16 protein-coding genes are annotated in these 18,954 nt (G+C 70.1%); 7 read left to right on the forward strand and 9 right to left on the reverse strand.

The window, feature by feature from the left end; genetic code table 11:
* The first annotated feature begins 7 nt into the window (after positions 1-7).
* Entirely contained in the window at positions 8-211 is a 204-nt protein-coding gene (locus tag AB0B50_RS12965; RefSeq protein WP_362329465.1) for a hypothetical protein, read from the forward strand.
* A gap of 92 nt (positions 212-303) precedes the next feature.
* Here the strand turns inward: AB0B50_RS12965 and AB0B50_RS12970 are convergent, their stop codons facing one another.
* The 4 genes from AB0B50_RS12970 to AB0B50_RS12985 form a co-directional block, all read right to left on the reverse strand.
* Complete coding sequence (locus AB0B50_RS12970) at positions 304-678, reverse strand: hypothetical protein (RefSeq protein ID WP_362329468.1); 375 nt, start codon at positions 676-678, stop codon at positions 304-306.
* 53 nt (positions 679-731) lie between these two features.
* A complete protein-coding gene (locus AB0B50_RS12975) occupies positions 732-1,124 on the reverse strand; it encodes a roadblock/LC7 domain-containing protein (RefSeq protein WP_362329471.1) in 393 nt (130 codons plus the stop codon).
* A gap of 82 nt (positions 1,125-1,206) precedes the next feature.
* On the reverse strand, positions 1,207-2,052 hold the full coding sequence (locus tag AB0B50_RS12980; RefSeq protein ID WP_362329474.1) for a transcriptional regulator: 846 nt from the start codon (positions 2,050-2,052) through the stop codon (positions 1,207-1,209).
* Positions 2,049-2,462 (reverse strand): hypothetical protein, encoded by a 414-nt coding sequence (locus AB0B50_RS12985; RefSeq protein WP_362329477.1) that lies wholly within the window; start codon positions 2,460-2,462, stop codon positions 2,049-2,051. The genes AB0B50_RS12980 and AB0B50_RS12985 overlap by 4 nt, the downstream gene beginning before the upstream one ends.
* Before the next feature lie 291 nt (positions 2,463-2,753).
* On the opposite strand from AB0B50_RS12985, the gene AB0B50_RS12990 reads away from it, so the two are divergent.
* From AB0B50_RS12990 to AB0B50_RS13005, 4 genes are all read left to right on the forward strand, one after another.
* The gene (locus AB0B50_RS12990; protein ID WP_362329480.1) at positions 2,754-3,698 is read left to right on the forward strand and encodes a MarR family transcriptional regulator; all 945 of its coding nucleotides are present in this window, start codon (positions 2,754-2,756) and stop codon (positions 3,696-3,698) included.
* A complete protein-coding gene (locus tag AB0B50_RS12995) occupies positions 3,688-4,062 on the forward strand; it encodes a roadblock/LC7 domain-containing protein (RefSeq protein WP_362329483.1) in 375 nt (124 codons plus the stop codon). The genes AB0B50_RS12990 and AB0B50_RS12995 overlap by 11 nt, the downstream gene beginning before the upstream one ends.
* Positions 4,063-4,170: 108 nt before the next feature.
* On the forward strand, positions 4,171-5,091 hold the full coding sequence (locus tag AB0B50_RS13000) for a pirin family protein (RefSeq protein WP_362329486.1): 921 nt from the start codon (positions 4,171-4,173) through the stop codon (positions 5,089-5,091).
* Between the two features lie 211 nt (positions 5,092-5,302).
* Positions 5,303-12,433 carry a GEVED domain-containing protein gene (locus AB0B50_RS13005; RefSeq protein WP_362329489.1) on the forward strand — a complete coding sequence of 2,377 codons (7,131 nt, stop codon included), beginning with the start codon at positions 5,303-5,305 and terminating at the stop codon, positions 12,431-12,433.
* An 86-nt stretch (positions 12,434-12,519) separates the two neighbouring features.
* On the opposite strand, the gene AB0B50_RS13010 is transcribed toward AB0B50_RS13005, so the two are convergent.
* On the reverse strand, positions 12,520-13,356 hold the full coding sequence (locus AB0B50_RS13010; RefSeq protein WP_362329492.1) for an NAD(P)H-dependent oxidoreductase: 837 nt from the start codon (positions 13,354-13,356) through the stop codon (positions 12,520-12,522).
* Positions 13,357-13,469: 113 nt separating this feature from the next.
* Here AB0B50_RS13010 and AB0B50_RS13015 point away from each other — a divergent pair, with 113 nt between their 5' ends.
* Entirely contained in the window at positions 13,470-14,324 is an 855-nt protein-coding gene (locus AB0B50_RS13015; RefSeq protein WP_362329495.1) for a helix-turn-helix transcriptional regulator, read from the forward strand.
* A 21-nt stretch (positions 14,325-14,345) separates the two neighbouring features.
* Here AB0B50_RS13015 and AB0B50_RS13020 read toward each other — a convergent pair whose 3' ends face one another.
* Together AB0B50_RS13020 and AB0B50_RS13025 are read right to left on the reverse strand one after the other, a co-directional pair.
* A complete protein-coding gene (locus tag AB0B50_RS13020) occupies positions 14,346-15,014 on the reverse strand; it encodes a DUF4232 domain-containing protein (RefSeq protein WP_362329498.1) in 669 nt (222 codons plus the stop codon).
* 129 nt (positions 15,015-15,143) lie between these two features.
* Complete coding sequence (locus AB0B50_RS13025; RefSeq protein ID WP_362330391.1) at positions 15,144-15,551, reverse strand: MarR family transcriptional regulator; 408 nt, start codon at positions 15,549-15,551, stop codon at positions 15,144-15,146.
* A 186-nt stretch (positions 15,552-15,737) separates the two neighbouring features.
* On the opposite strand from AB0B50_RS13025, the gene AB0B50_RS13030 reads away from it, so the two are divergent.
* Positions 15,738-17,249, forward strand: coding sequence for an MFS transporter (locus AB0B50_RS13030; protein WP_362329500.1), 1,512 nt, complete (start codon positions 15,738-15,740; stop codon positions 17,247-17,249).
* Here AB0B50_RS13030 and AB0B50_RS13035 read toward each other — a convergent pair.
* Together AB0B50_RS13035 and AB0B50_RS13040 are read right to left on the reverse strand one after the other, a co-directional pair.
* Positions 17,232-18,251 carry a PaaX family transcriptional regulator C-terminal domain-containing protein gene (locus AB0B50_RS13035; RefSeq protein ID WP_362329503.1) on the reverse strand — a complete coding sequence of 340 codons (1,020 nt, stop codon included), beginning with the start codon at positions 18,249-18,251 and terminating at the stop codon, positions 17,232-17,234. The two genes, AB0B50_RS13030 and AB0B50_RS13035, sit on opposite strands and share 18 nt — an antisense overlap.
* On the reverse strand, positions 18,248-18,880 hold the full coding sequence (locus AB0B50_RS13040) for a GNAT family N-acetyltransferase (protein ID WP_362329506.1): 633 nt from the start codon (positions 18,878-18,880) through the stop codon (positions 18,248-18,250). The genes AB0B50_RS13035 and AB0B50_RS13040 overlap by 4 nt, the downstream gene beginning before the upstream one ends.
* Positions 18,881-18,954: the final 74 nt, after the last annotated feature.

Here is an 18,954-nt window from a genome sequence, read left to right on the forward strand (position 1 = left end):
GAGGCCGATGATGATCGTGCTGCTCACCATGGGGGTGCTGGTCGCGGCGGCGGGCCTGGGCGCGGTCGTCTGGGCGGCCCGGGGCGGACCGCGCTGGGTCCACGGAGTGGCGAAGGTGACGACCACCTCGGCGGAACTGGTCATGGCCGTGAAGAAGAGCGGCCGGATCTACGGCGGCAACAACAGCAACTCATCGAGCTCGGACGGTTAGTTCACCGCGCCCTGCCCGAACGTCGGGAGGGCGCGGTGTTGTTGGCGCGCGTTGTCGTCGCGCGTTGTTGTCGGGTGTCGTTGTCGGGCGCGTCAGACGTCCAGTTCGGACTCGATCTTCTTGAGCTGATGCCGGGCCATCGCCAGATTCGCCTTGTCCTTGTCGAGGGCCAGATAGAGGAAGAGACCGCTGTTGTTACGGGACTTCAGCAGCCGGATCATGTGGTACTGATCGTTGAGCGTGATCAGGATGTCCTCGATCTCGCTCTTGAGGCCGAGCATCTCCATGGTGCGCACCTTGGCCCGCACCACGTCGGTGTTTCCCGCCGCGGCCACGTTCAGGTCGATTTCCTTGTTCCCTCCCAGGGTGCCGAGGGCCATGCCGCTGCTGTAGTCGACCAGCGCGGCGCCCAGGGTGCCGTCGATCGCGGTCATCGCTTCTTTCAGCGCGCTTTCCGTGTTGTACATGCTCGTACTTCCTTTTCGTCTGTTGGTTGAGCGGGCCGAGGGGGGAGTCATGGTCAGGTGTTCTCCAGTCGTTCGAGCGCACCGTCGAGCAGATCTCGGATACGGGCGCTGGACCGGCGTGCCTCCAGGTGGAGCCGGCCCACGTTGACGCGCGGTTCCGCCAGGAGGGTCAGGACGGCGGAAGGGCCTGCCGCGTAGGCCGCGACGTACCCCTTCTCGCCTTGGATCAGGAGCTCCGACGCCCGGCCCCGGCCGGCTGCGTCCGCCAGCCTCAGGGCGACGTCGAGGGCGCCCGCGGTGAGGCCGGCGATGTACTCGGCCTCGTCGTGCGTGGTGTCTCCGGCCAGCACCTTGCCGTCGGTGTCGGCCGCCAGAGCACCGGTGAGCTGGGGCACACAGGCCCGCAGCCGTCTGAGTTCGCGGAGCAATTCCGGTTCTGCCGCCATCAGTTGCCTCCTCCAGGCGCGGCGCTGCGCGATCCGCCTCATGACGGGGCACCCGCGGACCGGTGGTGGTCGGAACGGGGCTTCACAGGGCCTCCAGAGCGTCACGGACCCGGCGCAGGAGGGCGATGTCCGTCTCGGCGAAGCCGTCCGTACCGACGACGACGGGCGGGGAGGCACGGGTCGTCGGCCGGGCGGGTGCGGGTGGGGGTGGGGGAGCGGGGGGCTTCGGTGGCGGGGCCTGGCGCGGCACGTCGATCAGCCCCGCGACGGCGAGGCGCCGCACCTCGAGGAGGACGTGGAAGGCGGGCCTGCCGAGCAGCCGGGAGAGGTCCGCGGGAGTGCGCCTGCCGTCGGCGAGGTCGAGCAGCGCGCGCTGCCGCCCCGGCACGTACTGCCCGGCCACGGGCGGCAGGCGCACCACCGGGGCCGTGTCCATCTCGGGCCCCGGCCAGAGGCGGTCGAGCAGCTTCCTGCGGCGGCGCGACTCCCCCTCGACCAGCTCGGCGGGGACGGGGCGTGCCGCGCCGAGGCCGTGCGCGACGCCGTGCTGGAACCGGGTCGGGCCGCTGCCCGGGGCCAGGGCGAAGAGCGCGGCGTCGAACAGCGCGGTCAGCAGGCAGATCTCCAGCTCGCCGGGCCTCAAGTGGCCGCCGTCGACCAGGAGTCGGGCCACTCCCCGCTTCGGCCCCGCACGCCCGACGGCCTCGTCCCAGACCGCGCGCGGCAGCCGCCCGCCCGCCGTCAGGAGGACGTCGACGCCGGGCGCCGCCGAGCTCTCGGCGTGGACGACGCGGCCCTCGGCGAGATAGAGCGTCCCCGCGTCGCGCATCAGCGCCCCGGTGGCTCCCTCCATGGCGAGCCGTACGAGCATCGAGCACCGGGTCGGCAGGACGGGGTCCGGTGCGGGAGCGGGCGCGGCGGTCGTCATTCCAGGACCAGACGTCGGGCCACGTCCTGGAGCCGCAGGCGCGCGACGGCGAGGTTGCCCGTGTCGCGGTCGAGCCATATGTGCAGGAAGACGCTGCTGTCGAAGTCGGTCTCCACGAACCTGAGTACGTGGTACTCGGTCCGCGTGGTGACGATGAGGTCCTCGACGTCGGAGCGGCCGCCGGGGACCGCGTCCTCGATGCCGCCGGGCACACCGCCGGGCCGGAAGGCTCCGTACTCCACGGACATGCGGGCCAGATCCGCGGCCTCAGCGGCCGCCGACTCGGCCTCGCCGTGCGGCGGTTCACCGGCCGAGCCGAGCGAGAGACCACACGTCCAGTCCACGAGGGCCGCACCCCGAGCGCCCGGTACGGACATGACTTCCAGCAGGCAGATATCTATACCGGGCACTCGGAACTCCCCTCCCCAAACCGCACGCACACCTGTCTGGGTGCGCTGCGGTGACGCGGAGGTTATGCAGCGGAAAGGCCCGTGCGGAAGGCACTGGCACATTCCCACGGAACATGCTCGGGGCCGACAACTACGTACTTGTGGATGCACGTTCGGTGACGTAATTCGGCAATGTGATCGGTGCTTCCGGGCATCTTCCGTCACCTTGGACGGACCTCTGGGGAATGCCGTCGCCGGTTGGTAGACATGCGCGAAGTCCGGTGCGGTCAGAGCGTGTTTCAGGGGGTGTCGATGCCGGATCCGTGTGAACTCCTCGACCCGGTCGGGTATGCCCTGCTGTCCCGCGCCCTCGCCGACTGCGAGGCCTATGCGGTCACCGGCGGGCTGCGGGTCCTCGGCAGGCCCGGCGGTCTGTTCCGCCTCGCGCGGGGCCGCGTGGTCGCGGTGGAGAGCCCCGGCGCTCCGGGGCCCGAGGTGCTGCTGCGCGCGGGGTGGCCGAGCGATCGGACGGGCGACCGGCCTGGCGACCGGCGGCTCGTCGAGGCGCTCGCGACGCGGGACGCGGTGTTCGCGGTCCTTGCGGGGGAGGTGGGCGACTGCGTGATGGATGCGGGGGGCGGGGCGACGGCGACGGGCGGCGTGACGGTGGCCGTCCCGTCCGGGCGGGGCACGGTGGCCGTCCCGTGCGGCCGGGGCGAGGAACCCGGCCCGCTGCTGCGGGAGGCCGTCGGGAAGCTGACGGCGCTGGCCGCCCTTCCGTACGCCGTGCTGCCGCACCGGGACCGGCCGGTGCGGGCCCCGGCGGGCACCGGCCTCGCGGTGGGCCCCTGCCCTGCCGAGCGCCGGGAGATCCTGCGGCTCGCCGACGGGCGGCGCACCCCGCGCGACATCGCGTTCCTCCTCGGCAGGGGCGTCCACGCGGTGACGGTGGAGACCGCACTGATGCTCGGCGAGGGCCTGCTGCTGCGGGCCGTGGCGAAGCCCCGCGGCTCCGCCGGACCCGGCTCGCGCACGGCCGCCCCGCCCCTGTACCGCCGACAGCCCGGCGGTGAGGCACTCCCCGTGGAGACGGGCCGCTCCCCGGGACTTCCCCGCCGCAGCCCAGGGGCCAGCGGCAGGACCAGGACTCCCGCCGTGGACGATCCCGCGGTGGGCTGGCGAGGGTTCTTCCGAGGAGGGGAGAGACCTCGTGCACCGGTATGCGAGAACAAGGGGGGTCCACTGAATGGACCATGAAGCTCTGACCGCCGAAATGCAGGCGCTGCGCGAGCAGTTGGCGGGTATCACGGACACGGCGGTGGCAGCCATCGACGGCCTGCTCATCGAGGCCGACACGGACGACGGCATCGAGGTGAACGGCCTGGCGGCCCTCGCCGCGGCCACGCTCGGTCTGGCCCAGCGGATGGCACAGGCCACCGGCCGCGGCACACTGCGCGGCACGGTGGCGCACGGCAGCCGGGGCTGCACGGCGGTGTACGCGGTCGGGGACGCGGCGCTGCTGGTGGTCCTCGGCGACGAGGGCCTGGACCTGGACCGGCTGGACGAGGAGTGCCGGCCCGTGCTGCAGCGCGTCGACGCCATCCTGACCGACAAGTCCTGAGACCCGCCCTCACGAGTCCGCCGCTCCGGGTTGGCACGAACCGCGAGCCTGTTCGAAGCTGGTACGTGGAGCACGTGGCTGTACGCAGAGCACGTGGAGGAGACCCCCATGACCTCACCCGGTAGCGGCGGCCCGATGCCCGGCGTCGGCGACCCGATCACCACCCGCACCGTCGACCGCATCGAGCGCCGCCTGGTCGCGGGCCCCGACACCCAGGTCGACAACAAGGCCCTGGTGATCGCCCCCGGCGACTTCCGCCGCACGGACCCCTTCCTGCTGATGGCCGAGGACTGGTTCTCCCAGTCCGGCTTCGACTGGCATCCGCACCGGGGCCTGGAGACCGTGACGGTGGTCCTCGGCGGCGTACTGGAACACGGCGACAGCCTCGGCAACGCCGGCGCCCTGGAGGAGGGCGACACCCAGTGGATGACGGCGGGCCACGGCATCATCCACCGCGAACTCGCCTTCAGGAACGAGTACGTTCACACGCTCCAGCTCTGGCTGAACCTGCCCGCCACCAAGAAGCTGGTCGACACCCACTACCAGGACCTGTACGCGAAGACGTACGCCACGTACGCCGAACCCGGCGTCACGGTGAAGGTCGTCTCGGGCGAGACGGGCGGTGCCCGAGGCCCGGCCCAGAACCAGCACCCGGTCCTCGGCCTGCTCATCACCCTGGACCCGGAGACGGACTACACCCAGCTCATCGCCGCGCACGACCGTGCCTTCGCGTACGTCGTCACGGGCGAGGTCACGGTCTGCGGGCGCCGCACGGCCGAGGGCGAGACGGCCTGGTCGGACCCGGTGGCGGGCGCGAACGGAGGCGTCAGCGCCCTGAGGCTCACCACCGGCCGGAGCGACGTGCCGAGCAAGGTGATGCTCTTCGCGGGCGAGCCGATCCGCGAACCGGTGGTGGCCGGTGGCCCGTTCGTCATGAACAGCGAGGCCGAGATCTACCAGGCCTACCGGGACTACGAACACGGCAAGTTCGGCCCGGTGCCGCGCCTCGGACGGCTTCAGGCGCGCTGACCCACCCCCTGGCGGAACCACAGCACGGCGGGACCGAACGGTCCCGCCGTGCTGCTGTGCGGGCCTACCATCCCTGACCAAGCCGTCTGATGGGTGGTCAGATGCGGCCGCCCGAGTGACAGTTCGAGAGTGCCATAAAGTATTTCCTCGTACTTTTCATCAAATGTGCCTTGACGATTCGGTCGGTCCGAGATGGCGTGAGGTTAGGCACATGGAAGTGACCCGGGCGTTCGTCCAGCGCATGGCGCTGGGCGAGCGGTACAGACGGCGCGTACGCCGCACCATGCGTACGGCGCTCGTCATGGCGGTGGTGAGCGGTCAGCTGGTCGGGCTGGAAGCGGCGTGGTCGGTGGAGGACTCCGGCCCGTCGCCCAGCACCTCGGCGAGCGCACCGGCGACCACGGGTCCTGCCGCGGACCAGGCCTCTCCGAGTGCTTCGGCCTCGGCGTCGGCGTCGCGCGAGGCCGACGCCGAGACCGAGCCCGAAGCCGAGGAGCCGAAGGCCACCAAGGCTGAGCGGGAGCCCGAGGAGAAGCCCGAGTCCAAGTCCAAGTCCAAGGACAAGGCCGGGGCCAAGGGCAAAGGCAAGGACGAGGAGGCCAAGGCCAAGGGCAAGAAGAAGTCCGAGGACGAGAAGGAGTCCGAGGAGGGGAAGGAGTCCGAGGAGGGGAAGAAGCCCGAAGCCGACGAGCTCCCCCTGGACAACGGCACCCCACTGTCCGGCAAGCGCGCCCAGAAGGCGGGCAGTTACAGCGTCTCCGGCACCGGCGGCACCGGCACGCTGCCCAGTGGCACCACGGTCGCCATCACCTCGACCGGCGCGTTGCAGAACGCCTCCGCCAACGCCCTCGACGGCGGCACGGTCACGTCGCCCTCCGGCCTCACCGGCTCCGCGTCCGTCGGCGTCCTGTGGCCCACGGGCGGCAGCACCAGCTACACCGAGCGCGGCACGGTGACGTTCACCTTCAACCGCCCGGTGCGCAACCCGCGGCTGCACATCGCGGGCATGGGGGCCCAGCCCGGCGGCAACATGCGGCTCCGCCTCTCGGACAGCGCTCCCGCATCGGCATCGCCCACGCTGAGCAAGCTGGCGGGGTTCACGGACTGGACGGTCTCCGACACCGAGATCTCCAACACGTACAGCACCGCGAACGCCAGCTGCACCGCGGCCACCACGTCGACCATCGTCGCCTCGGGCTGCGGCACGGTCGGTGTCACCGGTACCGTCAGCAGCCTCACGCTCGCCGTGGACACCCGCAACAACGCGGGCAGCACGACCGGCGACGGCGTCCGCTTCATGGCCACCGTCGACGAGGACTTCTCCAACTCCGCCGATCTGCCCGCGGCCTCGCACACCCTCTCCGACCTGAAGCTCGGCGCCGCGTCCACCGGCGACAGCCCGGACACGGTGATCACCAACCCCGGGATCAAGGCGGACGACGACGCGGACGGCGTCGCCTCCTGGCCCGCTGTCGGCGCGAACAAGGCCGGTTCCTCGTACGCGGTCGACGTCGCGCTCACCTCGCCCTCGGCCTCGACGCTGTCCGGCTGGGTGGACTGGAACGGCAACGGCACCCTGGACGACGGCGAGCGCGCCTCTGCGGCTCCCGCCGCGGGCGCCACCACGGCCAAGCTGACCTGGACGGTGCCGAGCGATGTGAAGTCGGGGACCCACCCGGCCCGCATCCGCCTCGGGTACGACGCCACCGCGACCCAGAAGCCGGGCGGCTGGGCCGACTCCGGTGAGGTCGAGGACTACACGATGACGGTGGCCAAGGCCGCCAACCTGGAGATCTCCAAGACCGTGGACACCACGACGCCCCGCCTGGGCGACGAGGTCCTCTTCACGATCTCCGTGAAGAACACGGGCCCGGACGACACCACGGGAGTCAAGGTCGACGACAAGCTCCCGGACGGTCTGACGTATGTGTCGGACGACTCGGGCGGCACGTACAACTCCTCCACCGGCGTGTGGAGCGCGGGGGACCTGAAGAAGGACGAGACCAAGACCTTCAACCTGGTGGCGAAGACCACCAAGCAGGGTCAGGTCACCAACACGGCCTCGTCGGCGACGTCGGACGAGCTGACCGACGCGGTCACGAGCTCCTCGGTGACCCTGACCGTCGGCCCCGCCAGTGACTGCCCGAAGATCGCCGAGCTGACCAACGGCAGCTTCGAGTCGCCGGTGAACACCTCCAGCGTGCAGTTCTACGGCGACGCCGGCCAGCCCGCACCGAACGTGCCGGGCTGGCGCACCACCGCCACCGACCGCAAGATCGAGATCTGGCAGGGTCCGAACACCCCGGCGGGCAGCATCACCGCGGCCGACGGCCGGCAGTGGGCCGAGCTCAACGCCAACCAGGTCTCCACGCTCTACCAGGACCTGAGCACCACGCCAGGCCTGAAGATGAACTGGCGGATCTTCCACCGGGGCCGCCAGGGCAACGACACCATGCAGGTGAGGATCGGCCCGTCGGACGGCACCCTCGTCGCGCAGGTCCCGACCGGTGCGACCGGCGCCGACATCACCACCGGCACCGGCGCCTGGAAGGAGTACCGCGGCACGTACACGGTGCCCGCGGGCCAGCGCATCACGCGCTTCGCCTTCGCGTCGGTCAGGAGCGTCGGCGGCAACGCCATCGGCAACTTCCTCGACGGCGTCCGCTTCGGTACGCCGGGCTGTCTGACCACGAAGAAGTCGGTGACCAGGAACCCCGACCGGGACCCGTCGCAGCCGACGGACGTCCTGACGTACACCGTCGAGGCGAAGAACGAGGGCGGCGACGACGCGTTCGACGCCTTCCTGCGGGACCCGATCCCGGCCAACTCGGACTACGTCCCCGGTTCCATCAAGGTCGTCAAGCCCGACGGCTCCACGACGGCCGTCTCGGACGCCGACGGCTACGACAGCGCCAACAAGCGGGTCACGGCACCCATCGGCGCGGGCAGCAACCCGAGGAAGGTGGCACCCGGCGAGACCTGGAAGATGACGTACAAGGTCAAGATCGCCAGGGCGGCGGGCGGCAGCAAGGTCATCAACCAGGCCACCGCGGGCTGGAAGGAGACCCCGGACGGCTCGGACACCACCGAGCGCAAGACCAACACCACGACGACCAACATCGGCGAGACGGTCGACATCAAGGTCGACGTCAACGACCTGACCATCGCGCCGGGCTCCAGCGGCGACGTCACCCTGACCACCACCAACGACGGGCCCAACGACGCCAAGGGCGTCAAGACGGTCTACGATATCCCGCCGGGCACGACGGTCGACACGTCCTCGCTGCCGGCGGGCTGCACGGGCGGTGAGACCGGGCCCGTCACCTGCACCATCGGTGACCTGGGCGCGGGGCAGAACAAGAAGCACACCTTCAAGCTCAAGGTCCCGGCGGACGCCGCCCCGGGCACGAAGACCACGGGCACGGCGACCACCAGCACCACCTCGAACGAGCCCGACGAATGGAAGGCCAACAACAAGGACACCAACCAACTGACCGTCAGCGGCCGCAAGATCGCCCTGGAGGCCAAGAAGGAGGCGCGCCCCGACCCGCTCACGGTCGGCCAGCAGGTCACCTACACCGTCACCACCACCAACAAGGGCCCCTCGGACGCGCTCGGCGTCAAGATCGAGGACACCGTCCCCGCCAACTACACGGACGTGACCTGGCAGTGCACGGTCGATGGCACGACGGCCTGCGGCTCGGGCACGGGCAACTCGGTCAGCACGACGGTCGCCACCATCCCCGCGGGCAAGTCCGCGGTGATCACCATCACCGGGACCCTCAAGGCCGACCCGGGCAAGGACCCGGTCAAGAACACGGCCAAGGTCACCGGGCCCAGTGGCTCCGAGGACAGCAACTGCCCTGACAAGAAGGGCCCTTGTGTGCACGAGAGCGAGAACGAGCTCGGCACCAGGAGCCTGCGGATCACCAAGTCCGTCTCCACCACCAAGCCCCTGCCGGGCCAGGAGATCACGTACACGGTGAAGGTGGAGAACACCGGCTCGGTCACGTACACCGGAGCGAAGTTCGAGGACGACCTGACGGACGTCGTGGACGACGCGACGTACGTGGCGAACAGCGAGACGGCGGACATCGGCGCGGCCGCGTACGCGAAGCCGAAGCTGAGCTGGAGCGGTGACGTCCCGGCGGGCAGGACCGCGACCGTCACGTACAAGGTGAAGGTCGATTCGCCGCCGAAGGGCGACAAGAAGCTCAAGAACGTCGTCAGCTCCGATGTGCCGGGCACCAACTGCCCGCCCGGTTCCACGGATCCGAAGTGCTCCACCGGCGGTGGTGACGAGGGCGGCATCCCGAGCCTGAAGTTCAAGAAGGTGATGTCGCCGAAGAATCCGCTGCCGGGTCAGAAGGTCTCGTACACGGTGACGGTCGAGAACGACGGCGAAGCCGCCTATCCGGGTGTGAAGTTCACGGATGACCTGTCGGATGTCGTGGACGACGCGACGTACAACGGGGATGAGAAGGCGGTCTCGGGTGGCAGCGACCACGGCACGGTGAAGTACGCCGAGCCGAAGCTGACCTGGAGCGGTGACCTGGCCAAGGGGCAGGTCGTGACGGTGACGTACTCGGTGACCGTCGATTCGCCGCCGAAGGGCAACAAGTCCCTGAAGAACACGGTGACGTCGGATGTGGAGGGGTCGAACTGTCCGCCGGGTTCGAAGGATCCGGACTGTGGCAGTGGTGGTGAGGAGGGCGGTGGTCTGCCGAACCTCGTCTTCAAGAAGGTGATGTCGCCGAAGAATCCGCTGCCGGGTCAGAAGGTCACCTACACCGTCACCGTCGAGAACGACGGCAAGGGTGCCTATCCGGGTGTGAAGTTCACGGATGACCTGTCGGATGTCGTGGACGACGCGACGTACAACGGGGACGAGAAGGCGGTCTCGGGTGGCAGCGACCACGGCACCGTGGCGTACGCCGAGCCGAAGCTGACCTGGAACGGCGATCTCGCGGCCGGGCAGACCGTCACGGTGACGTACTCGGTGACCGTCGATTCGCCGCCGAAGGGGAACAAGATCCTGAAGAACACGGTGACGTCGGATGTGGAGGGGTCGAACTGTCCGCCGGGTTCGAAGGATCCGGACTGTGGCAGTGGTGGTGAGGAGGGCGGTGGTCTGCCGAACCTCGTCTTCAAGAAGGTGATGTCGCCGAAGAATCCGCTGCCGGGTCAGAAGGTCTCGTACACGGTGACGGTCGAGAACGACGGCGAAGGTGCCTATCCGGGTGTGAAGTTCACGGATGACCTGTCGGATGTCGTGGACGACGCGACGTACAACGGGGATGAGAAGGCGGTCTCGGGTGGCAGCGACCACGGCACGGTGAAGTACGCCGAGCCGAAGCTGACCTGGAGCGGTGACCTGGCCAAGGGGCAGAAGGTGACGCTCACGTACTCGGTGACCGTCGATTCGCCGCCGAAGGGCAACAAGTCCCTGAAGAACACGGTGACGTCGGATGTGGAGGGGTCGAACTGTCCGCCGGGTTCGAAGGATCCGGACTGTGGCAGTGGTGGTGAGGAGGGCGGTGGTCTGCCGAACCTCGTCTTCAAGAAGGTGATGTCGCCGAAGAATCCGCTGCCGGGTCAGAAGGTCACCTACACCGTGACCCTGAAGAACGACGGCAACGCCCCCTACCCCGGGGTGAAGTTCACCGACGACCTCTCGGACCTCATCGACGACGCCACGTACAACCAGGACGAGAAGGCGCTCCTGGAGGGCAGCGACCACGGCACCGTGAAGTACAAGGAGCCCGAACTGGCCTGGACCGGCGATGTGGCCGAGGGGAAGACCGTGACGCTCACCTACTCGGTGACCGTCCACGAGCCTCCGAAGGGCAACAAGTCCCTGAAGAACACGGTGACGTCGGGCGTCGAGGGGTCGAACTGTCCGCCGGGTTCGAAGGACCCGGACTGCACCACCGGCGAGAACGAAGGCGGTCTGCCGAACCTCGTCTACAAGAAGGTGATGTCGCCCAAGAACCCCGCCCCGGGGCAGAAGGTGACGTACACCGTCACCGTCGAGAACGACGGCAAGGGTGCCTACCCGGACGTGAAGTTCACCGACGACCTGACCGACGTGGTGGACGACGCGACGTACAACAACGACGCGGAGGCGGTGTCGGCGGGCAAGCCGCACGGCACGGTCGCGTACGCGGAGCCCAAGCTGACCTGGAGCGGTGATCTGGCCGCCGGGCAGAAGGTGACGGTGACGTACTCGGTGACCGTCGGCGCGCCGCCGAAGGGCAACAAGTCACTGAAGAACACGGTGACTTCGGACGTGCCGGGCTCCAACTGCCCGCCCGGCTCGAAGGACCCGGACTGCACCACCGGCGGCGGTGAGGAGGGCGGCATCCCCGTCATCCGCTTCGTCAAGACGGCCGACCCGAGCGGCGCGGCCACCGCGGGCGGCAAGGTCACCTACACCGTCAAGGTCCTCAACGAGGGCGAGAGCGTCTACCGGGGCGCCACGTTCTCCGACGACCTGAGCGGGGTGCTCGACGACGCCGCCTACAACGGCGACGCCGAGGCCACCTCGGGCGACGTCGGCTACGAACGGCCCACGCTGACGTGGACCGGCGACGTACCGGCGGGCGGGACCGTCACGGTGACCTACTCGATCACCGTCGACAACCCGGTCAAGGGAGACAAGAAGCTGACCAACTCCGTCACGTCGAGCACGCCCGGCACCAACTGCCCGCTGCCGATGCCCGCGAGGGCCGCCAGGGCGCTGCTGCTCGGGCCGATCGACCCGGACTGCTCGACGGGGCCGAGCCCCATCATGCAGCTGACGGTCAAGAAGCAGAGCGACGCCAAGGAAAAGGTCAGGCCGGGCGAGAAGATCACCTACACGGTGACCGTCACCAACACCGGCTCGGCGCCGTACGAGGGGGCCACGTTCAGCGACGACCTGAGCGATGTCCTCGACGACGCGACGTACAACGGCGACGCGGGTGGCAGCGCGGGCTCGACCCGTTTCGAGTCGCCGACGCTGATCTGGACCGGCGACCTGCAGCCCGGTGAGCGGGCGACGGTCACGTACTCGGTGACGGTCAAGCCGAAGGGCTCCGGCGACGGCAGGATCGCCAACCGGGTGATCACGCCGGACGGCACGGGCGGCAACTGCCCGGAGGGCTCGACCGACCCGGACTGCACCGGCGGTCCGGTGCCGCCGGAGGTCATCGACCCGATCAAGCCGCCGCCGGTGCTCCCGGAGACCGGTGACCGCGGCCGCACGCGGACGCTGCTCGCGGGTGGCGCGGCGATCGTCCTGGTGGGCGTGGGCGCGTGGATCGTGGCGGCGATGAGGAGGCGGAGGAACGAAGCCGCCTGATTCTCACGGCAGTTGAGGGGCGCCCTGGGCCTGCGCGGCCCGGGGCGCCCCTTTGTGCGGGAGTCAGCGGCACGGGTGCGCGCGGTTCAGCGGCCGCTCGGGTGGGTGTGCAGCGCGAGGCCGGTCGTGCCCGGCTCCTCGACGTCCGGGAGCAGCCGCATGTCGTGGTCGTAGTCGCCGCCGACGAGCGTGCGGTAGGGGACGGGCTCGTCGGTGAAGAGCCGGTCGAGCCGGGCCGCGTACGCCTGCCGGGCCTCCTCGAACCGCTCCTCGGGCAGGGCGTTGGTCTCGTACATCGCGAAGGGTTCGAGCGGTGCCATGCCGGTGAACCAGAACAGGCCGTGCTGCAACGGGTGGAGCACGTCGGTCAGTTCGCCGTGGATGCCGCGGTCCGAGAAGGCCCCCGCCCGCGCGCCCGCGGTCACCGACACCAGCGCCCGCTTCCCGGCGAGAGGGCCGTTGCTGTACGGCGGCGGGACCGCGGGGCCGTAGGCGAATCCGGCGGTGAACACCCGGTCGATCCAGCCCTTCAGGATCGCGGGGACCGAGAACCACCACAGCGGGAACTGCAGGACGATCGCGTCCGCCCAGCGCACCTTCTCCTGCTCCTCGGCGATGTCAGGGGAGAGCCGGCCGGCGAGCGTGGCGCGCTCTGACGCGGCCATCACGTGCAGGCGCCCCTGGTCGTCGGAGAACTCGGCGGAGGACTTGGCGGGGAAATCGGCGGAGGACTTGTCGGAGAACGCGCCGGGGAACTCGTCGGGGAAGTCATCGGCGTCGACCGTCGCCTTCCACTTCATTGCGTACAGGTCCGAGACCCGCACCTCGTGACCGGCCTCCCGCAGGTGGTCGACGGCGAAGCGGGCAAGGGAGGCGTTGAGGGAGCGGGGCTCGGGGTGGGCGCTGACGACGAGAATCTTCATGCCGTCAGGCTCTCCCGGGCGCGATCCGGCAGCCAGCACTCTGTTCGACCGAGGAAAGCCGTTCCTGGTACTGCGAGGCCCACTCTGGGGCGGGCCCATCCATACTTGATCGCATGGATGACAACGGGCGGGACCTCGGCGGATTCCTGCGTGCCCGGCGGGGCCGCGTCGCACCGGAGAGCGTGGGGCTCAGGACGGGCAATCGCCGCAGGGTGCGCGGCCTTCGGCGCGAAGAGCTGGCCCAGCTCGCCGGGATCAGTGTGGACTACTACGTACGCATCGAACAGGGCCGCGCCACCCAGCCGTCCCCCGAAGTGCTCGACGCCCTCGCCGAGGCGCTCGGTCTCGACACGGCCGAGCGCAGGCACCTCGCCACCCTGGCGGCCGCCGAGCGCGTGCCCACGCCGCGGGCCAGGATCAGCCCGCTGCTGCGCCAACTCCTCGACTCCGTACCGCACTTCCCGGCCTTCGCGACCAACCACCGCCTGGACGTGGTGGCGTGGAACGCACCGGGTGCCGAACTACTGGGTGGCCTGGGCGAGCGGCGCGACCCCAACAACGCGCGGTTCCTCTTCCTCGACCCCGCCGCCCGCGACGTGTACCCCGAGTGGGCGGACCGGGCGGCGGAGGCGGTGGGCCAGCTGCGGGTGGCCGCGGGCCGCTACCCCGACGACACCGAGCTGGCCGCGCTCGTCGCCGAACTCCGCGAGCGGAGCGCCGAGTTCCGTGGCTTCTGGGACAGCGGTGAGATCGTGATGTGCGCCGGGGGCAGCAAGCGGCTGCGGCACCCGGCGACGGGCCCGCTCACCCTCGACTACGAAACGCTCCACGTCCCGGCATCGCCCGGCGAGACGGGCCTGGTCGTGCACGTCTTCGGCGCGGAGGAGGGCACGGAAGAGGCCGCCGCGCTGGCCCGCCTCGCCTGGGGGGCGGCGGAGCGGGCACAGGATGCGGCGGCCTCGGTATAGGAGCCTCGGTGGAGAGGCCGATCAGAAGTCGTCGGCGCCGTTGCGCAGCTCGTACGTCCAGTAGCCGGTCAGCGCCTTCGCCGGGTCGACGGCGATGCCGCCCTTGCCCGGCGCCGTGACGGCTGCCATGCCGCCACCGCCCTGCAGCGTCACGGAGAAGGCGGAGACGGGCTCGTTGTTCTCGTCGACGCCGCCGTCCGACAGCTTGACCAGCGCGTACGCGGGGGCGCCCGCCTTGAGGACCACGGGGGACGCGGGCTTGCTCTTGGCGACGGCCGGGACGTTCTGCTTGTGGCTCTCCAGGAACTGGATCTCCGGGAAGCCGGTCATCGTGCAGGTCTTGCCCGAGGTGTTCTTCGCGGTCAGGACGATGTGGGTGTAGGGCGGGCCGTCCTGGCGGGCGGCGCTGAGGGAGACGTCCTTGGTGGTGCAGGCGGGCGCGGCAGCGGCGGCCTGCTTGCCGTCGGCGGAGGCCTTGGCGGCCTGCGCGCTGTCACCGTTCTTCGCGGTCGAGTCGGTCGAGTCGGAGGAGCCGGCGGCCTTGTCGGAGGAGACCGTGGTCTCGGTCGCCGTCGCCGTCCCCGCGGACTTCGCGCCGGAGTCGTCCCCGCCACAGGCGGTGAGGGACAGAGCCAGCACGGCGGCGCCTGCGGCGGCGAGGACAGTGGTGCGGCTGCGGAACGTACGCATGGGATTTCCCCCGTGAGTGAAGGGCGCGGCAATTGCCTGGTCTGTGACAACTGATCGGTGACGACCGCGCCTGACGTGCTGACACGCATCACTCTGGCGCGTGCCGCTCACGTTCCGCTGCTTTGCCGCTCACGTCCCGCTGACGTGGGCTTTTTCCGTGAAGGCGCGCTCCAGGAGTGCGTACAACGTTTCTTGATCCGCCTCGCTGAGGGAGGCGAGTCCGGCCAGCGTGGTGTGCATGTTGGCGCGGATGGTGTCGATGGCGTGCTCGCCCTCGGGGGTGAGCACGACGTTCTTGACGCGCCGGTCGCCGGGGCTGGGCTCGCGGCGCACGAGGCCGCGCTTCTCCAGGCGGTCGATGATGCCGGTCATGTTGGAGGCGTCACAGGAGAGCGTCTCGGCGAGCACCCGCATCGCGGCCGGGCCGCGGCGCAGCACGGTCAGGGTCTTGCCCTGGCTCGCGGTGAGGTTCTCGCGGGCGGCGGCGGCCGTGAAGTCGCCGTAATAGACGCCGAGCGACACCGAGAGCAGCTCCATGAGCTGGTCCGTGCCGACGCGTGGGGGCCGCCCTGCCATGTGATCCACCTTACGTCCAGAAACTTGACCATCTCAAATATTAGCGCTTAACGTAAAGGACTTACTTGATGTCTTCAAGTATCTACGTACTCAAGTACCGAACTCTTCAAGTACTGACGTTCTCAAGCAGCCGGAAAGAAGCACGACGTGTCCCACGCACAACAGAGAACGGCGCCCTCCGGGCCCTCCGGGCGGACGACGCTCGTCCTGGTCCTCGGCCTCGCCGCGATGGTCGTCTCGATGATGCAGACGCTGGTCGTCCCGATCCTCGGCATCATCCAGAGCGAACTGGACGCCACGACGGCGAACGTCAGCTGGGTGACCACGGCCACGCTGCTGTCCGCCGCGGTGTTCACGCCGCTCCTCGGCCGCTTCGGCGACCAGCACGGCAAGAAGCCGACGCTCGTCGGCGTGCTGCTCGTGATGATCGCGGGCTCGGTCCTCGCCGCCACCACGACCTCGCTGACGTGGCTCATCGTCGGCCGCGTGATGCAGGGCGCGGCGACCGCGATCTTCCCGCTCGCACTGTCCGTGCTGCGCGAGGAGATCAGGCCGGAGAAGCTGCACGGCGCGATGGCGCTGGTCAGCGGCACGCTGGCGTTCGGCAGCGGCCTCGCCCTGGTGGGCGCGGGCCTCCTGACCCAGGGCTCCGACCCGGACTACCACCGGGTGTTCTGGCTCGCGGTCGTCCTCGCCGTGGTGGCGCTGCTCGGTGTGCTGTACGTGGTGCCGAAGTCCCGTACGAAGACGGGCGGGCGGACCGACTGGCTGGGCGCGCTCACGCTGGCCCTGCTCCTCGTACTCCTCCTCCTGCCGATCTCGCAGGGCCACGAGTGGGGCTGGACCTCCGGCCGCACGCTCGGCAGCTTCGCGGGCGCGGTCGTGATGGCGGGGATCTGGGTCCTCACCGAGAGCCGTGTGCGTGAGCCCATGGTGGACATGAAGATGTTCGCGCACCGCCCGGTTCTCTTCACCAACCTGGCGGGCCTGCTGCTCGGCTTCGCGATGTTCGCCCAGTTCATCGGCGTCTCGTACCTGGTGCAGATGCCGGAGGGCCTGGCCGGGTACGGCTTCGGGGCCTCCGTGCTCGACGCCTCGGTGGTCTATCTCCTTCCGGCGACGCTGGTCTCGCTGGTGGGGGCGCCGTTCGGCGGCGTACTCGTACGTCGTGTCGGAGCGCGCGGCACGCTGGCCGCCGGAGCCTGTTTCGGTGTCATCGGCTTCGCCTGGCTGACCCTGGCGCACGACAACACGGCGTCGGTGATCGGCGCGGGCATGGTCATCGGCCTGGCGATCAGCTTCGGCTACGCCTCCATGCCGGCTCTGATCGTGGCGAGCGTCCCGCCGCACCAGACGGGCATAGCCAACGGCATCAACTCGATCTCGCGCTCGGTCGGCAGCGCGGTGGCGAGCGCGATGATCACGTCGCTCCTGGCCTCCAAGACGATCGAACTCCCGGCGGGAATGCCGAAGTTGCCCCAGGAGAGCCAGTTCACGCTGAGCTTCACCATTGCCGGGGCGGCGTTCCTGTTGGTGGTGGCGGTGGCGCTGCTGGGCCTTCGGAGGGCGCAGGGGCCGAGCGCGCCGACGTTGAGGAAGCCGGCGGAGTCGGAGGCACCGGAAGGTGCTGCCGCGGACGCTTCAGTGGCCGCCAGGTGACGTGATCGCACTGTCCGTGATCGCACTGTCCGTGACCGTACTGTCCGTGACCGTACTGTCCGTGATCGCCTCGCCTGTGATCGCATCCTCATAGAGGCGGAACAGGCGAGGCTGGGGCGACGGGGCGCGGGACGAGGGGGCGCCGCCCTGCGCGGGGAGGGCGCGGAGGGCGGCCCAGCACTCCTGGGCGAGCCTGCGGGCGCGGACGCCGGGCCAGGGCCGGGGGAGCAGTTCCGGCGGCAGGAGCGGGTCGGGGTCCATGGCGCGGGCGAACTCGGCGGCGAGCTCCACGGCGAGGGTGAGCCGCTCGACCTCCGGCAGACGTTCCGTGATCCGGTCGGCGCACGCGGCGGCGAACGCGGCGAGGCGCTCGTGCCGTTCGGCGATCTCGTCCAGCGGCCACATGGCGGCCGCAAGGCGGCGGGGCTCGTCGGTGTCGCCGATGCGCAGGTCCGTACTGGTGAGGAACGTGACGGCGTCGAGTACGCCGAGGTGCCGGGCCTGGGCCTCGACCAGCTCGGCGACGGGGTTGGCGCTGACGTAGAGACCGCCCTGGACCGGCGCGGCGCCCAGGTGCAGCAGGGTTTCCCGCAGGGAGTCGCGGGCGGCGCGGCGCGCTTCCGGCACGGCGAACGCGAACAGGTGCCAGGTGCCGTCCCAGGGCGCGAGCCCGTGGTCCTGGCGGTAGGCGTACCGGACGTGGTCGGCGTCGGGCGCGACGGCCCCGGTGGCGTCGGCCACGGCCCGCAGGACGGCCTTGCGCCCCCGCCCCTCCTGCGTGAACCGCCCCTCGGCGACGAGGCGTTTGACGCACAGCCGGACCTGCTGGTCGGTCATGCCGAGGAGTCCGGCGACGGCGTAGAGCTCACCGGCGTCGACGGTCCCGTCCTCGCGGACGAGGGCGTGCACGAGCAGCCGGGTGGGAATCTCCGGCCGCTTCGGCCCGGACTTCGTCGAGGGCTCCGGGCCGGACTTCGTCGAGGGCTCGGTGGGGGGCTTCATCGGGGGCTTCTTTCGTTCGGATCGGTACGGTGCACGCGCCGACGCATGGTCGTCACGGCCCCGAACCCCATCAACGTACGCAGAAACGGGGTCTGTCGAGTCCGCACGGCGATGAAGCCGTGGCGTTCGTACAGGGCCCTGGCGCGCGGGTTGACGTCGATGACGTCGAGCCGGATCCGGGAGCGGCCGTTCTCGGCGGCGACGGCGGCGACCTCGCGCAGCAGCAGACTCCCGATGCCGGAGCCGCGGTGCGCCGCGGCCACGCAGATGCCGTCCATGACGAGCTCGCCCTTGGCGGGGCGGCGCGTGAACAGGGCGAGCAGAGCGAGCCGGGGCAGTCCCTTCAGCGGGCCGTAGCAGGACAGGACGTCAAGCGGCGAGCCGCCGGTGAGCGCGCGCCCGGCGAGGTCGTACCCGGCGACGCCGACGACGCGGCCCTCGCCGTCGAGCGCGGTGACGGCGCGGTCGTGGTGCAGATGGGCCGCGAGGAAGGACCGCCCCTTGTCGGGCGGCCCGAGCGCGGCGCCGAGCTTGCGCCCGAAGGCCTCCCAGTACAGGGCGGCGACCTGCGGCTCGACGCCTTCGGGGATGCCGCGGTGGATGAGTACCTGGGTGAGTTCCTGGGGCATACGTACGCGCCTCCTTCTCGCATCTCCCTGACCAATCTTCGAACAACTATATTACGCTCGTTTTAGGAACGACC

The organism is Streptomyces sp. NPDC041068 (genome assembly GCF_040647455.1).
In the GTDB taxonomy this organism is placed as follows: Bacteria; Actinomycetota; Actinomycetes; order Streptomycetales; family Streptomycetaceae; genus Streptomyces.